Source organism: Micromonospora sp. NPDC000207, assembly GCF_040300925.1.
GTDB lineage: Bacteria > Actinomycetota > Actinomycetes > Mycobacteriales > Micromonosporaceae > Micromonospora.
Genome location: NZ_JBEPEQ010000042.1, coordinates 13130 through 28902, shown reverse-complemented (window position 1 = coordinate 28902; position 15773 = coordinate 13130). Strand labels below are relative to the sequence as shown.

17 protein-coding genes are annotated in these 15773 nt (G+C 71.2%); 3 read left to right on the top strand and 14 right to left on the bottom strand.

Going from position 1 to position 15773, the window contains the following annotated elements:
- Positions 1-45: 45 nt before the first annotated feature.
- The 3 genes from ABT336_RS12990 (at position 46) to ABT336_RS12980 (ending at position 3542) form a co-directional block, all read left to right on the top strand.
- Positions 46-1602: a cell wall anchor protein gene (locus ABT336_RS12990; protein WP_350896745.1), complete on the top strand. Its 1557-nt coding sequence runs from the start codon at positions 46-48 to the stop codon at positions 1600-1602.
- 187 nt (positions 1603-1789) lie between these two features.
- Positions 1790-2428, top strand: a complete 639-nt coding sequence (locus tag ABT336_RS12985; RefSeq protein WP_350896744.1) for a DedA family protein — start codon at positions 1790-1792, stop codon at positions 2426-2428.
- A gap of 157 nt (positions 2429-2585) precedes the next feature.
- Positions 2586-3542, top strand: a complete 957-nt coding sequence (locus ABT336_RS12980) for a DUF368 domain-containing protein (RefSeq protein ID WP_350896743.1) — start codon at positions 2586-2588, stop codon at positions 3540-3542.
- Between the two features lie 72 nt (positions 3543-3614).
- On the opposite strand, the gene ABT336_RS12975 is transcribed toward ABT336_RS12980, so the two are convergent.
- The 14 genes from ABT336_RS12975 to clpB form a co-directional block, all read right to left on the bottom strand.
- On the bottom strand, positions 3615-3992 hold the full coding sequence (locus ABT336_RS12975) for an ArsR/SmtB family transcription factor (protein WP_007454255.1): 378 nt from the start codon (positions 3990-3992) through the stop codon (positions 3615-3617).
- 57 nt (positions 3993-4049) lie between these two features.
- Entirely contained in the window at positions 4050-4589 is a 540-nt protein-coding gene (pyrE, locus tag ABT336_RS12970) for an orotate phosphoribosyltransferase (RefSeq protein ID WP_350896742.1), read from the bottom strand.
- Positions 4590-4746: 157 nt separating this feature from the next.
- Positions 4747-5556 carry an SDR family NAD(P)-dependent oxidoreductase gene (locus ABT336_RS12965; protein WP_350896741.1) on the bottom strand — a complete coding sequence of 270 codons (810 nt, stop codon included), beginning with the start codon at positions 5554-5556 and terminating at the stop codon, positions 4747-4749.
- 11 nt (positions 5557-5567) lie between these two features.
- Complete coding sequence (locus ABT336_RS12960; protein ID WP_350896740.1) at positions 5568-6017, bottom strand: hypothetical protein; 450 nt, start codon at positions 6015-6017, stop codon at positions 5568-5570.
- Positions 6018-6154: 137 nt separating this feature from the next.
- Positions 6155-6964: a hypothetical protein gene (locus ABT336_RS12955; protein WP_350896739.1), complete on the bottom strand. Its 810-nt coding sequence runs from the start codon at positions 6962-6964 to the stop codon at positions 6155-6157.
- Positions 6965-7050: 86 nt separating this feature from the next.
- Entirely contained in the window at positions 7051-8646 is a 1596-nt protein-coding gene (locus ABT336_RS12950; protein WP_350896738.1) for a polyamine aminopropyltransferase, read from the bottom strand.
- The gene (locus tag ABT336_RS12945; RefSeq protein WP_350896737.1) at positions 8643-9557 is read right to left on the bottom strand and encodes a hypothetical protein; all 915 of its coding nucleotides are present in this window, start codon (positions 9555-9557) and stop codon (positions 8643-8645) included. The genes ABT336_RS12950 and ABT336_RS12945 overlap by 4 nt, the downstream gene beginning before the upstream one ends.
- Positions 9557-9979: a DUF350 domain-containing protein gene (locus ABT336_RS12940; protein ID WP_350896736.1), complete on the bottom strand. Its 423-nt coding sequence runs from the start codon at positions 9977-9979 to the stop codon at positions 9557-9559. Before ABT336_RS12940 ends, ABT336_RS12945 begins: the two co-directional genes overlap by 1 nt.
- A gap of 40 nt (positions 9980-10019) precedes the next feature.
- On the bottom strand, positions 10020-10451 hold the full coding sequence (locus tag ABT336_RS12935) for a DUF4247 domain-containing protein (protein ID WP_350896735.1): 432 nt from the start codon (positions 10449-10451) through the stop codon (positions 10020-10022).
- Positions 10448-10951 (bottom strand): DUF2617 family protein, encoded by a 504-nt coding sequence (locus tag ABT336_RS12930; protein WP_350896734.1) that lies wholly within the window; start codon positions 10949-10951, stop codon positions 10448-10450. The genes ABT336_RS12935 and ABT336_RS12930 overlap by 4 nt, the downstream gene beginning before the upstream one ends.
- A 3-nt stretch (positions 10952-10954) precedes the next feature.
- The gene (locus ABT336_RS12925) at positions 10955-11587 is read right to left on the bottom strand and encodes a DUF4178 domain-containing protein (RefSeq protein ID WP_350896733.1); all 633 of its coding nucleotides are present in this window, start codon (positions 11585-11587) and stop codon (positions 10955-10957) included.
- A gap of 84 nt (positions 11588-11671) precedes the next feature.
- A complete protein-coding gene (locus ABT336_RS12920) occupies positions 11672-12571 on the bottom strand; it encodes a hypothetical protein (RefSeq protein WP_350896732.1) in 900 nt (299 codons plus the stop codon).
- Positions 12572-12664: 93 nt separating this feature from the next.
- Positions 12665-13063, bottom strand: coding sequence for a VOC family protein (locus ABT336_RS12915; RefSeq protein ID WP_350896731.1), 399 nt, complete (start codon positions 13061-13063; stop codon positions 12665-12667).
- Between the two features lie 113 nt (positions 13064-13176).
- The gene (gene clpB / locus ABT336_RS12910) at positions 13177-15768 is read right to left on the bottom strand and encodes an ATP-dependent chaperone ClpB (RefSeq protein ID WP_350896730.1); all 2592 of its coding nucleotides are present in this window, start codon (positions 15766-15768) and stop codon (positions 13177-13179) included.
- Positions 15769-15773: the final 5 nt, after the last annotated feature.

The following is a 15773-nucleotide window of genomic DNA, read 5'->3' as shown; positions in this document are numbered from 1 at the left end:
CTGCGGGGCCTACGATGCGGGAGCCGCCACTCATCGGAGGGTCCCGTGCCGCACGTCCGTCCGCTCCACCGTCTCCTGGTCTGGCTCGGCGTGGCCACCCTGGCGGTGGGTGTCGCCACGCCTGCGGCGGCGGCCCCCGAGCCCGCGCCGACATTCGACCTGTACGCCAACAGCGTGTTCCTCGCCCCCGACGGGCCGCAGCGGCACATCGACCTCACGGTGCTCGGCGACCGCCCCCTCCAGAACGTCACTGTCACCGTGGAACGCGGCGGAGTCGACGGTTTCGCCCAGGTGTCGGCGCTGCCGGACAGTTCCTGCAACTCGGTCGGCACCGTGCTGACCTGCACCGTCTCCAACATCGAAGAGCCGAGCCCGACCCTGCTGACCCTGGGTGCGTCGCCCCGGAACACGGCCGAGGTGGGCCGGCGGGGCGAGCTGGTCTTCACCGTCACCGAGTCGGGCGGGCGGCGTCACACCCTCCGGTCGACGGTCACCGTCGGGGAGGGAGTGGACCTGGTCGCCTCGGGTCCGGTGGAGCTGACCGGGCGCCCCGGGGTCACCCTCCCCACCCCGCTCACAGTGACCAACCGGGGTGACCGGGCGGTGGAGCAGCTCGTCCTCTACTTCGTCGGCAACCACGGCCTCGCCCCCGCCAAGCGGTACCGCAACTGCGAGTACGCCACCAGGGGACCCCGCTGGACGACACCGGTGATGTTCGTCTGCACCTTCGACCGGGGGTTGGCCCCCGGGGAGACCGTCGGGGTCGCCGACGACTTCGGATTCACGGTGCCCCGCGACGCGTGGGCACCCAACACCCAGGAGGGCACCGCCCGCTGGCTCACCCCGGCGGACTGGGCGGCGTTGCGGGAGCGGACCGAACCGGTCACCACGATCGGCGAGAAGGGCACCGACGGGGTCCTGGGGCTGACCGCAGTGGACCGGTCACGGCTCCGGGCAACCGGCGGCGAGCAGACGGACGTCGTCCCGGGCAACGACACGACGGAGATCGTCCTCACCGTCGAGGGCGACCAGCGGGCCGACGCGGCGGCCAAGGGTGCCCGGGTCACCGCCGGGGTCGGCCGGACCGTGCCGATCACCGTCGGGATCACCAACAAGGGTCCGGCAGCGCTGAACACCATGGGACCCGGTGGCCAGTACACGATGTTCCACCTGGCCGTACCCGAGGGCACGACTGTGGTCGAGGCTCCGAAGAGCTGCGTCGACGCCGACATCCAGGACGAGGACCCGGGCGGTCCCGGGGCTCGGAACTACCACTGCAACTACCTGGGGGTGATCTCCGCCGGGCAGGAGGGCGCGCTGGTGTTCAAGCTCCGCATCGACCGGGCGGGTCGCCACACCGGAAACGTCCGACTGCTCCGGGAGGACCGGAATCCGGACAACGACGTCGCGAAGGTCACCGTCGACGCGACCGGCGGCGACGGCGGAAACGACGGGGGCGACGGCGGAGACGACGGCGGTGTGGGTGGCGGCCTGCCGATCACCGGTGCCCCGGCCACCACCATCGTCGGAGTCGGGCTGCTGCTCGTCCTGTCCGGGGCCGGGGCCTTCCTGGCAACCCGGCGTCGCCGCCCCGGCACCTGACGGCCCGCCGGGGCCCGACCGACTGCCCCGGCCTGACGACCTGCGGAAGGGCGGCCTGAACGGTTCGTTCCGCCGCCCCGCCCCCGGTGGCGGGGTGTGAGCGACCGGTCACGGCCTAGACTACTGTCGGCCGTCGTCGATGCCGTACGACAGCCGCTGTCGTTCGGCGCACATCGGAGGTCGTCGCGTGCCCACCACCCTGGCCCTGGGGCCCGACTGGCTCGATCCGGAGTTCCTGATCTCCACCTTCGGGCTGCTCGGCATCCTGGCCATCGTCTTCGCCGAGTCCGGACTGCTGATCGGGTTCTTCCTGCCCGGCGACTCGTTGCTGTTCACCGCCGGTCTGCTCACCGCCGACGGGCAGTACATCACCTACCCGCTCTGGGCTGTCTGTCTGCTGATCACCATCGCCGCGATCGCCGGCGACCAGGTGGGGTACGCCTTCGGCCGCAAGGTCGGCCCGGCGCTGTTCCGTCGGCCGGACTCCCGCCTGTTCAAGCAGGAGAACGTGGTCAAGGCGCACGGCTTCTTCGAGCGGTACGGCGCCCGGTCGATCGTGCTGGCCCGGTTCGTGCCGATCGTCAGGACGTTCACCCCGATCGTGGCCGGGGTGTCCGGGATGAACTACCGGACCTTCGTGACCTACAACGTCGTCGGGGGTGTCCTCTGGGGCACCGGGGTCACGGTCCTGGGCTTCTTCCTCGGGCAGATCCCGTTCGTCAAGGCCAACATCGAGGCGATCCTGATCGCCATCGTGCTGGTCTCCGTACTGCCGATCGCCTTCGAACTCCTTCGGGCCCGGCTCGCCACGCACCGCCGCGCCTGATCGCCCCCACCACCACACCTGACCCGAGAATCAGTAAATCCAACGTCGTCGCAGGCCGGGGCCACCGAGGGCTCGATGGGGCCCCGGTAGCCTGGTTGGCCACGTGACCGGTCCGCGTACCGCGGTCCGGCCGGACTGACGAACGAACGGATTCTCAATGGCACTGGGTGAACGGGTCGGTCATGTCTTCCGAGGGGCGGCCATCGGCGTGGCCGAGGCCGTACCAGGAATCAGCGGAGGCACGATCGCGCTGGTCACCGGCGTGTACGAGCGGCTCATCGCCTCCGCCGGGCACGTCGTGAGCGCGGTTCGCTACGCGGTGGCGGACGTCCCTCGCGGTCGGGGCTGGGGACGGGCCGGGGAGCAGTTCCGGCAGGTCTACTGGTCGGTGGTGCTGCCGGTGTTCTTCGGCATGGTGCCGGGTCTGCTGCTCGCGGCGAAGCTGCTCGAACCGGTGCTGACGCAGTATCCGGAGCACACCCGAGGGCTCTTCCTCGGCCTGGTCCTGGCCTCGGTGATGGTGCCGCTGTCGATGATCCCCCGCCCGAGGCACGTCGGGCACCTGGTGGCCCTGGTCGCTGCCGCGATCGGCGCGTTCCTGCTGACCGGCCTGCCGCAGGCGGAACTCACACCACACCCGCTCATCCTGCTGGTCGCTGCGGCAGTGGCGGTCTGCGCGCTGGTGATGCCCGGGGTCTCCGGGTCGTTCCTGCTGCTCACCGTGGGTCTGTACGAACCGACGATCACCGCCCTCAACGAGCGGGACCTCGGCTACATCGCGGTCTTCGGCACCGGCATGGTGATCGGCCTGGCCTCGTTCGTGAAGCTGCTCCAGTGGCTGCTGGACAAGCACCGCCGGATGACCCTGGCCGTGATGGCCGGGGCGCTGCTCGGCAGCCTCCGCGCCCTGTGGCCGTGGCAGACCGAGGACCGGACGATGACCGCCCCCGGTGACAACCTGCTGCCGATCCTCGGGCTCTTCCTGCTCGGCCTGGCCGTCGTCGGCACGATGTTCGTCGCCGAACAGCGCCGCCTGCGCCGGGCCGCCGAGACCCTGGCCAGGGAGTCGACGTACGAGCCGCCCGCGTCCTACCGGACGCCGGCCAACCGCTGACCCACCGACAGGCTGACGCCGCGTCCGGCCCCGGTGCCCGGCGTCAGCCGGTCACCGGGGTGACGGACACCGTCAGCGAGCCTTCTTGGTGGCCCGCTTCCGCGGCGGGGTGAGCAGATCGGCGATCGTGGCGATCGCCGACGGCACCAGCCGGTAGTACGCCCACACGCCGCGCTTCTCCCGCTCCAGCAAGCCGGCCTCGGTGAGGATACGCAGGTGGTGACTGACCGTCGGCTGCGAGAGGCCGAGGGGTGCGGTCAGATCGCAGACGCACGCCTCTCCCTCCGGAGCCGACTGGATCAGACTGAGCAGCCGCAACCGAGCAGGGTCGGCGAGGGCCTTGAGCACCCCGGCCAGCCGCTCGGCATCGGCACGTTCGATCGGCTCGCCGGCGAGCGGCGAGATCTGAGGCATGGTCATTTCAGCCAACGCAGTTCCCACGTATTCCATCCTTCCACCAGCAGCATCGATCCGCCTGCATATCAGCAGATCCGAATCGGCAGACTTTTACGCCAGAAGGCCGAGGTCAGCCAACGTGTAGGCGGCTCGATACGGCAGTCCCGCGGCTCGTACCGCGTCCCCAGCGCCTCGATCAACAATAACCGCCACACCCACCACCTCGGCCCCAGCCTCACGCAACGCCTCGACTGCGGTCAGCACGCTGCCGCCCGTCGTCGAGGTGTCCTCCACCGCAAGAACCCGTCGTCCGGCCACGTCGGGTCCTTCGATACGGCGCTGGAGGCCGTGCGCCTTGCCTGCCTTGCGAACCACGAACGCGTCCAACGGCCTGTCGGTCGTGGACGCGGCGTGCAACATCGAGAGCGCGACCGGATCCGCGCCCAGGGTCAGCCCACCTACTGCGTCGTACTGCCAGTCGGCAGTCAGGTCGAGCAGTGCCCGACCCACCAACGGCGCCGCCTGGTTATGGAGCGTGACGCGCCGCAGATCGACGTACCAGTCTGCCTCCCGGCCGGAGGAGAGCACTACCCGGCCGTGCACGACAGCCAGGTCAGTGATGAATTTACGCAGGTCGTCGTGGTCCCCCATGGGGGTAGAGGGTACTGCGCAAGTCTGGGAGCCGAGTGCAGGGTCCACCGGGATCAACCGAGCGGGCGACCGACGGTCGGCTATGTATGAGCACTCTGAGTGATCGGAGTCTGCCTGTACGGGCGCGGGGGTCGGCGTGCCCCGTCGACCCGGGGCCTCAGGCGGCGTCTCGGCGCAGGCGACCCCGAGTGTCGCGGGTCACGGCCTGCAACAGACCCCGGGGAGCGTGCCGCAACGCGGCGACGGCCACCTTGTACCGCCACGACGGGACACTGACGAACTTGCCTTTATGCAGGTCACGTAGGGAATCGGCGACGACGTCGTCGGCCTGCAACCAGGCCCAACCGGGCAGGCCGGAGGTGTTGATGCCGGCTCTGGAGTGGAATTCCGTCCGGGTGTAGCCGGGGCAGACGGCCATCACGCGCACGCCGAACGGACGCACGGACTGCCCGATCGACTCACTGAAGTTGGTCACCCAGGCCTTGCTCGCCGGGTACGTCGATCCGGGCATGATCGGCGCGAAACCCGAGACGGAAGAGACATTTATCACTGCCCCCCGGCCTCGTTGCGTCATCGGGCGCAGCGCAGCGAGGCTCAATCGCATGACGGCGTGCACGTTGAGCCGCAGCAACCGGGTCTCCACCTCGGCCGTGGACTGCACGAACGACCGGTTGGCGCTGTGCCCGGCGTTGTTGACCAGCAGCTCCACCGGCGGCTCGGCGCAGAGCCGACGCTCCACCGCCGCACAACCGTCCTCGGTGGACAGATCGGCGGGGATCACCTCGACCCGGCGACCGTGCCGCCCGGTCAGGTCGGCGGCGACGGAGTCGAGCCGCTCGGCGTCCCGGGCCACCAGGATCAGGTCCCACCCGTCCGCAGCGAGTCGCCGGGCGTAGGCGGCACCGATGCCGGCCGTCGCCCCGGTGATCAGGGCCGACCCCGGCGACGGGCGCTGCTCTGACGACACGGGCGGAATCCTCACGGACGGCGGGCGGCGGGGGTGGCGAGCAGCGGCACGGCACGTTGACCGGCCAGTACGGCGACCGAGCAGCAGCCGCCGACGAGTCCCAGGCCACCGACGACCCAGACCGCAGTCCGGGCACCGGGACGGCCGGCGCGCAGCCCGACGGCGAGCCCCACGAGCAGGACCGACACCAGGACTGTCAGCAGTGCCGAGGACCAGACGACGGCGCGTACCAGGGTCACCGTCGCGCCGACCTCGTCCGGACCGGCCGCCGTACCGACGTCCGACCGGAACCGGTCCACGATGCCGGGCAGGCCGACCAGGGTGACGACAGCGGACCCGATCGCTGCCACCGCCATCACCAGCAGCACCGTCGCGGCCACCGTGACGGTGCCGGGCCGACGGTCCGTCGGGGCCGACGCCGTCGGGGCCGTCGGGGCGGCTGCCGGATCGGGGTACGACACGACTGATCCCTCCGATAGGTCTCGGACTGCAACCTATCGGAGGGATCAGTGACGCGAGGTGTCATCCGGTGGCGACTCTCCGCCTCCGCGCGTACCCCCGATGCCCTGGTGGGCGTCGCCCGCGTACCGGATCCGGGTCAGGAGGGCCGGTCGGACGGGCCGTGACCCTCGGTGCCGGACGCCGGCGGCTCGCCCGGCTGCGGGCCGGAGTGCGGCGGACCCGCCTGGCCGGACCCGAACTCACCCGGGGCCGGCTGGCCGGGGGCGCCGGGAGTGCCGGGGGTCTGCGGGTAGCCGGGGTTGGCCGGGTAACCCGGGTTCGCCGGGTAGCCGGGCTGACCCTGGCCGCCCGGGTACGACGAACCGGGCATCGGCGGCTCCCAGCCGCCACCCTGCGGCTTGCGGAAGAACTCGTTGGCCGCCGGCAGGGCCAGCAGGACCAGGGCCCCGATCAGCGCGAGGAGGCCGATCACGCCCAGCGCGATGGTGAGGCCGTTGAGCCAACCGGGCACCGCCTCGGCCAGCCGACGCTCCAGCTCGGCGGTGTCCAGGTCCGGGCTGGACTGGTTGCCCATCCCGGCGGCACCGCTGATCAGGTTTCCGCCGGTGCAGCAGATCATGACGCCGCCGACCACCCAGGTGGTGATCCTCGACCAGTTCTTGCCCCGGTTGTTGAGCATCGCGAGGACGAAGAGCCCCACCGCGAGGAGCACCAGGAAGATGCTGGTTCCGATGGCCACCGCGATGCCCACGGTGGCGACGGCGCTGCCCACCTCCGGGTCGGGTCCGGTGTACGCCGCCTCGAAGGCGTCCCGGATTCCACCGATGGTGGTCAGGGACGCGATCATGCTGATGATCTGCGTGACGGCGAACAGGATGAGCAGATAACTGGAAATGGTGACTACGCCTGGCCGGGTACGGGCGGGCGTGTTGTGGGGCTCGGCCACGGTACTCCTCTCCATGGATCAGGACACACCGTAGCCACTACCCACCACCCGAGCACGGCAAGCGCTCAAACGACCCGCCGCAGTGATCAGTATCCACGCCACTCGGTGCGGGCGTACTCCAGGAGCCGGGGGTTCAGCAGGGTGTTCGGCGGCACGTCGACCCGGCCCCTGTCGGCCGGAAAGGTCTGGGCCGCCCGCAGCGTCGCCTCGTCGAGGAAGCGCAGACCTGGCGCATCGTCCGGCAGGCCCAACCGGGGAGGCTCGGCACCCGCCGTGGCGAGGTGGAACCCCCAGTTGCCGAAGGACGGTACGTCCACGTGGAACGGCACGCTGTCGAACCCGGCCTCCTTCAACGACGCCTCGATCGACCAGTACGACCGGGGCGCGAAGTACGGCGAACCGCTCTGCACCACGACCCGCCCGCCGTCGGCGAGCACCGCCCCGACCAGCGTGTAGAACTCGACTGTGTAGAGCTTCGCGGTCGCCGTCTCGTTCGGATCGGGAAGATCCACCACTACCGCGTCGAACCGGTACGGGGCGTCCCGCAGCCAGGTGAAGGCGTCGGCGTGCACGACCCGTACCCGGGGATCGGTGAACGCGTCGCCGTTGAGCTCACGCAGCTGCGGCTTGCTGCGGGCCAACTCGACCACCGCCGGGTCCAGGTCCACCACAGTCACCCGGCGTACGTCGGGGTATCGCAGCGCCTCCCGTACCGCCAGGCCGTCCCCGGCACCGAGGACCAGCACCTCGCCCCGGCTTCCGTTGAGCGCCGGATGCACGAGGGACTCGTGGTACCGGTACTCGTCGATCGAGCTGAACTGGAGGTCCCCGTTGAGGAACATCCGCAGGTCGGTGACGTTCCGCCCGGGTTCGGCGACCGACCGGGTCAGCACGATCTCCTGGTATCTGCTTCGTTCGGCGTGCACCACCGGGTCGCGGTAGAGCTGCTGCCGGGCCGTCACCTCGAAGTCCTTCGCGGTGAACCAGGCGTACCCCAGGCAGAGGAAGACCACGACGGTGCCGGCGGAGAGGCCCACCAGGGCCCGGCGGCTCAGTTCCCGGCGGAACACCGTGAAGATCAGGGCAACCCCGGCCACCGCGTTCACCGCCCCGACCACCAGTGCCCCCTTGAGCTGACCGAACAGCGGCAGGAGGAGGAACGGGAAGGCCAGTCCGCCGAGCAGCGCCCCGACGTAGTCGGCGGCGAACAGGTCGGCGACAGCGCTCCCGGCTGCCTGTTGCCGGATCCGTTGCAGCAGCACCATCAGCAGCGGGATCTCCGCACCGATCAGCAGGCCGAGGACGAAGGCGGTGGCGACGAGCGCCGGACCGTACAGGTCGAGCCAGGCGAACGCGGCGTACAGGCCGAGCACGCTGAGACCACCGAGCAGGGCGAGGGCCAGCTCGATCGCGGCGAAGACGGCGGCGGCCCGGTTCTGGAAGGGCTTGGCCGCCAACGCCCCGACGCCCATCGCGAAGACCATCACCCCGAGGACGATCGACGCCTGGCCGACGGTGTCCCCGACCAGGTAGCTGCCGAGGGCGACGAGGGCCAGCTCGTACACCAGACCGCAGGCCGCGCAGACGAAGACGGCGAGCAGCACCGCCGAGCGGGCCAGCCGCCAGTAGGGCCGCGGTGGCGTCGACTCCTCGACCACCTGCGGTGCGTCCGACGCAGTCATCGACGCCCCGGCGGCGGAAGGTACGGCCCCTGGCCGGGCGGCGGCACCTGCCCGGGCGGACCCGACGGCCGGTATCCCGGCGGAGGCGTCTGTCTCGGCGGGCGTTGCCGGTGTCGCTGCACCAGGCCGACCACTATCAGGACGACCGCCACCAGCAGCAGGCCCGCCACCGTCAGCAGCTGCCCCCACCGGTCCCGCCACAGGTCGTTACCCGCCCCCGCCAGCGGCGGCACCTGCTCGGCGGGGACCGGGGAGGTGGTGGCCAACGGCTCGACCAGGCCGGTCTCGGCGACCAGCAGCGGCAGCATCGTCGCCGCCCGGGTAACCGCCCAGCCGGGGTCGTCGACGAAGACGTCAGGGCTCAGCCCGAACCGGGTCAGTCCGGCCCGCAGTGACGACACCCGAAGGTCGTCGAGGGTCGGTGAGGCGAGGACCCGTACGCTCGCCGAGTCGGAACGCTCGCTGCTGGACGGGGTGTAGTCGACGGCGGCCTCGACCACCACCCAGCGCGGGCAGTCGCCACCCTCGTCGGCGGCCCGACCCTCGCCCAGGTTGGAGCCGACGCTGACGGTACGGCTCCCGTCGACGAGCTTCCAGCCGTAGCAGATCCCGTGCTGCTCGGCGGCCCGAGCCAGGATCGGTACGGTGGCCGAGCTCTCGACGTCGGCCGGTGGCGGCACGACTGTCGAACCGTCGTCCCGGTTGATCATGCCCAGTACGCAGCAGCCCACCACCACCCCGGCCAGGACGGTCCACAGGACTACCGCCTGCGTCGCCGTCTGCTTACCCCCGGAGGACGGCTGCGGCGAGGTCCACGCACCCGGCTGCCGGGGCTGACCACCCGCCTGCCGGGGCTGACGCCCCCCGTGCCGGGGCCGACCACCCGAGGGGTGGGGCCGCTTCGCCGCCATCAGATGATCGCGGCTGCGACGATCGCACCGACGGCGAGGTGCACTGTCGCCGAGACCCAGACCGCAGGGTGCGGCTCCGGGTCGACCAGGATCGCTCCGAGCTTGCCCGGGGTCGCCGCGTCCAGCAACAGGAACGACACCGACATGATGACCAGACCGAGGAGGCCGTACGCGCTGGCACCGATGATGCCGAGCGCGAAGTCGTGCGAGCTGGCCACGATCGCGGCGACCACGATCGTCCCGACCCCGAGCAGGTTCGAGGCGAGCAGGACGGCGGCGTTGCGGTTGCGGTGGGTCCAGATCAGCTCGTTGAGTCGGCCGGGGGTGGCCACGTCGACGAGCACGTAGCCGATGGCCATCAGCACCGTACCGACCGCGCCGTAGGCCAGCACGACCAGCAGGTCGTTGAGGAGGTTCTGCACAGGGGGCTCCAGGGTGAGGGTGTCGTGGGTCTTGCCGAGCTCACTTGCCGCTGCCGGGGCCGCCGCCCCGTACGGTGCTGCCGCTGGTGCCGCCCCAACCCCAGCCCCCACCCACCGTCGAGTGGTAGCGCGGGTAGGCGGTCCTCATCCGCTCCAGCAGGATCACCGAACCGGCGGCGATCGGCAGGATCACCACCGAGTCGTTGTCGTAGCGCAGGTAGACCCCGCTGCCGTCGACGTACTGGTCGGCCGGACGCCAGGCGTCGGTGACCTCCTTGGCGACCTGACTGGGCGGCCGGTTCGAGGTGTACGCCAGCGCGTCCCGACCGATGTCCCGGCTCGCCGCCCTCGCGTACCGGTCCTCGACGAACCCGCGTGCCGAGAAGTTGCCGAAGAACAGGGAGAACCCGGCGACCAGCGCGCCGACCATGGCGACGGCCACCCCCATCACGAACCAACGCCGGTACGTCATCGCAGTGCCACCACCGTCTCGGTCAGGACCAACTCACCGGTCTGCGGGTACGCGTGCCAGGTGCGCCACCCGACCGCCCCGTCCGTCGGTTCGGGGCGTACTGCCAACGCGGTCACCGCGTCGAGGTCGGACCCGAAGACCCCCACCAGGGCGTACGGGTCACCGGCGAGCGTGTCGCGCAGTTCGGTCACCCGCGCGGTGAAGGCGTCCGGGTCGAGCCGGAGCACCGACGCGGTGAACCGGTGCCCGGCCGCCTCGTCGTACGCCACCGGCGGCAGCTGCGACCGTCCGGGCAGACAGGCCACCGTCTCGCTCAGCTCGCCCCCGGCACTGCGCATGATGACCTGGTGGGAGGCGCCGAGTAGCCGCAACCGCAGCTCGACCGGGCCGGGCAGGGTCAGGTCGAGCACGTGCAGGGCGGGTCGCTCGGGGTCACCGACGGCGAGGCTGAGGTCGGCTGCCCGGGTGTCCACGTAGGGCGTGTCGAGGGTGACCAGCACGCCTCAGCCCACCTTCCCGGGATCCCCCTGCGGGTAGATCATGACCTCGCCCCGGTGCAGCAGCTCGCCCTGGGCCGCCTCCCAGGCGGCGCCGTACGCCTCGAAGGAGAGCCGCGCCGGGCCGGGTCCCCGGTAGTCGTGGTAGCGCATGGTGCCGTTCGGGTCCAGGCCGGTGCTCCCGACAGCGGTGAACCGGGCCTGGCCGGTCTCCTCCCACGTGTACCGGACGCCACCGAAGTCGATCGTCGGCGCACCCGGGGTGATCCCCTCGGCCGGTACCGCCGCCCAGAGCACCAGCTCCAGGTCGGGGTCCTCCTCGACCGAGATCCACCGCTTGACGCCCTGGGCGTCGTCGAGCAGGTGCTCGGCCCAGCTCCAGCTGCCCTCGACGAGGTGGATCGAGCCTCGGACGGAGTACGAGACGCCTCGCACCTCGACGACGTCCCCGGGGCGGAGCCTGCGCGGGTCGCCGCGCAGCGCGTCGGAGTCGCGGTCGCGGAACGGGTCGGCCCCCGCCCACTGTGCAGACTTCTGCTTCTGCTTGGACTTCTGCAGCGCGACGACCGCGACGACCACACCGGCCACTGCGACAAGGCATCCCGCCGCCGTCAGCAAATACGCTACGGAACCGTTCATTTGCGACCACCTCCCCAGGTGCACCGGCGGTGACGGTAACAACCCGGCGCCAGCAGGAGAAACACCCAGGTTCCGAGTAATCACTCAGGTACGCGGTGTCGCCTCGCCCGGCCCCTCGGGCGGCCCGTGCGGCGGTGCGGGGAGGTGCAGTGTGGGGTCGGGGCAGATCCGGTACCCCGACGGTACGACCGGGCCGGGGCCGGGCCGGAGGTGGTGCGGAAAGCCGGAGCCGGGGTGGTACGGGAGGCCGGAGCCGGGGAACGGGTACCCGGGCCGGACCGGATGGGCGACCGGGGGTGCGGGGGTCCGGGTGGTACCGAAGAACCGCCCCGCCGGGGGCACCGTCAGGAGCAGGACGACGGCCACGGTCAGGACGGCCACGAGCAGGAGGACCAGGGCGAGGAGCGGGCCGAGGACCGCACCCAACGGATCCGGACTGCTGTAGAGGACCTCCGCGAACCTCGACTCCGCCCACACCTGGTCGTCGACCGACGGGTCCCCCGCCACGCCCTCGGGCGACTCCTCCCAGGGCTCGCCGAAGCCGAACAGGAAACCGACGAAGAAGAGCGTCAGGACGGCTCCGCCGAGCAGCGGCCCGCAGTAGAGCAGCGCCTGGAATCCGGCGGCGACCAGGAACAGGGTCCGGGCGAGGGGTTTGCCCCGGCGTACCCCCGGGGCGGTGCCCGCGATCCAGGCGGCCAGGATCAGCCCGAACGCGCCGGGCAGGACGGTCCCGACGACGTTCCAGGTCCGCTCGCCGCGTACCTCGTCGGGGTCGGCCTCCGGGACCAGCCGCACCGTCTGGTCGATCTTGGTGTTCCAGTCGACCGCGTGCCAGATCATCAGGCCGACCAGGACGACCAGGAGCCCGGCCGCGACCAGTTGCAGCCAGGACGCGACGGTCACCGACAGGGGTCGGGGTGGTCGCGGGGGCGGGGCCGACGGGTCCGGTCCCGCCTCACCGTCCTCAACGGAATCGATCACGGCCATGACGGTACGGCCGGACCTCCGGCACCGGCAGGTCCGATCAGCCGGACCTGCCGACGGGTCCGGCCGGGGCGGCCCCCGGTGACCGGCTCAGCCTGCGACGGGCTCCCGGCGGTAGCTGGCGATCTCGATCAGGTTGTCGTCCGGGTCTCGGACGTAGAGGCTGGTCATCGGCCCCATCGCCCCGGTACGACGGATCGGTCCGGCCTCGACGGCGATACCCGCACCGCGCAGGTGTTCCTGCACCTCGGTCAGGGGTGTGTCGGTGACCAGACACAGGTCCCCGCTCCCCGGGGTCGGTCGGCCCGCCTTCGGGTCCGGCTCGTGCCCCGACGCGTACACGTTGATCTTCTGTCCGCCGAAGGCGAGCGCCCGGCGCCCCTCGTCGAACGCCTCCGCCCGCATGCCCAGCCCACGGGTGTAGAAGTCGACAGTCCGGTCGAGATCCGCCACTGTGAGCACCAGGTGATCGATCCGCTGGATTCGCATGCATACATGCGTATCGCACTTCGTCCCGTCGGGGGCGACAAATCCGGATTGCGCGGTGTCGCCGCCCCCGTCCGGTCCGACGGAGGCGGCGACACCCGAGGTACGCCCTGCGGTCAGCCCGCGACGACCGACAGGCCGTCCTTGTCGTCGGCGAGATCGACGCCGACAGTGTTCCCGTCCCGGATCTCGCCGGCCAGCAGAGCCCTGGCGAGCTGGTCACCGATCGCCGACTGGACCAGCCGACGCAGCGGACGGGCCCCGTAGATCGGGTCGAACCCGTGCTCGGCGAGCCAGGTCCGGGCCGCGTCGGTGACCTCCAGCTCCAACCGGCGGTCCGCGAGGCGGCTGCGCAGCCGGTCGAGCTGGATGTCGACGATGGCCCGCAGCTCCTCGCCCTGGAGGGTGGCGAAGACCACGATGTCGTCGAGACGGTTCAGGAACTCCGGCTTGAAGTGCGACCGGACCACCGCGAGGACCCCCTCCCGGCGCTGCTCCTCGGCGAGGGTCAGGTCGCTGATCACCGAGGACCCGAGGTTGGAGGTGAGGATCAGGATCGCGTTGCGGAAGTCGACGGTCCGCCCCTGGCCGTCGGTGAGTCGACCGTCGTCGAGCACCTGCAACAGCAGGTCGAAGACGTCCGGGTGGGCCTTCTCCACCTCGTCGAGCAGGATCACCGAGTACGGACGGCGGCGGACCGCCTCGGTGAGCTGTCCACCCTCCTCGTACCCGACGTAACCGGGCGGGGCACCGACCAGCCGGGCGACGGAGTGCTTCTCGCCGTACTCGCTCATGTCGATGCGGACCATGGCCCGTTCGTCGTCGAAGAGGAACCCGGCGAGGGCCTTCGCCAGCTCGGTCTTCCCGACCCCGGTCGGGCCGAGGAAGAGGAAGCTGCCGGTCGGGCGGTCCGGGTCGGCGATCCCGGCCCGAGCCCGACGGACCGCGTCGGAGACGGCACCGACCGCCTCGGCCTGACCGACCACCCGTTCCCGCAGGGACTCCTCCATCCGCAGCAGCTTGGCGGTCTCGCCCTCCAGGAGCCGACCGGCGGGGATACCGGTCCAGGAGGCGACCACAGCGGCGATGTCGTCCGCCCCCACCTCCTCCTTGAGCATGGCACCGTCGGCCTGGAGCCGGGCCAGCTCCTCCTCGGCGGTGGCGAGTTCGGCCTTGAGCGCCGGGATCCGGCCGTACCGCAGCTCGGCGGCGCGCTCCAACTCGCCGTCACGCTCGGCCCGCTCGGCCTCGCCGCCGAGCCGTTCCAGCTCCTCCTTGGCGGTGGAGAGCTTGGTGATGTGCCCCTTCTCCAGCTGCCACCTGTCGGAGAGGGCGGTGAGCTGCTCGCGCTTGTCGGCCAATTCCTTGCGGAGCCGTTCCAGCCGCTCGGCGGAGGCGGCGTCCGGCTCCTTCGCCAACGCCATCTCCTCGATCTCCAGTCGGCGGACCGCCCGCTCGATCTCGTCCACCTCCACCGGCCGGGAGTCGATCTCCATCCGGAGCCGGGAGGCGGACTCGTCGACCAGGTCGATCGCCTTGTCCGGCAGGAACCGGTCGGTGATGTACCTGTCGGAGAGTCCGGCGGCGGCGACCAGGGCGGCGTCGGTGATCCGTACGCCGTGGTGCACCTCGTACCGCTCCTTGAGGCCGCGCAGGATGCCGATGGTGTCCTCGATCGTCGGCTCGCCGACGAGCACCGGTTGGAAGCGTCGCTCCAGGGCCGGGTCCTTCTCGATGTGCTCGCGGTACTCGTCGAGGGTGGTCGCACCGACCATCCGCAGCTCACCCCGGGCCAGCATCGGCTTGAGCATGTTCCCGGCGTCCATCGAGCCCTCGCCCTTGCCCGCGCCGACCACGGTGTGCAGCTCGTCGAGGAAGGTGATGACCTGGCCGTTCGAGCCCTTGATCTCTTCCAGGACGGACTTGAGCCGCTCCTCGAACTGCCCCCGGTACTGCGCGCCGGCCACCATCGCCCCGAGGTCGAGCGAGACCAGCTTCTTGTCCCGCAGCGACTCGGGGACGTCCCCGGCGACGATCCGCTGGGCCAGCCCCTCGACGATCGCGGTCTTGCCGACCCCGGGCTCGCCGATCAGGACCGGGTTGTTCTTGGTACGCCGCGACAACACCTGGATGACCCGGCGGATCTCGGAGTCCCGGCCGATCACCGGGTCGATCTTGCCGTCCCGGGCGCTGGCGGTCAGGTCCACCCCGTACTTGGTCAGGGCCTGGTAGTTCTGCTCCGGGTCGGCGCTGGTCACCCGCCGGTCGCCACCCCTGACGGTCGGGAAGGCGGCCACCAGGTTCTCCTCGGTGGCCCCGGCCTTCTTCAGCGCCACCGAGACCGCGCCACCGACCCGGGCCAGGCCGGCGAGCAGGTGCTCGGTGGAGGTGTACTCGTCGCCGAGGGGCCTGGCGATCTGCTCGGCGGCGCCGATGGCGTTGACGAACTCGCGGGCCAGGGTGGGCTCGGCGATGCTCGACCCGCGCGCGGCGGGCAGGGCGTCGACCGCCCGCTGGGTGACCCGGCGCAGCTCGGCGGGGTCGGCCCCGACGGCGCGCAGCAGGCCGGCGGCGGTGGACCCCTCGGTGTCCAGCAGGGAGGCGAGCAGGTGCCAGGACTCCACGGTGGCGTGTCCGCGCTGGTTGGCCAGGGCGACGGCACCGGTGATGCTCTCGCGGCTCTTGGTGGTGAGACGTTCCGTGTTCATGAGGC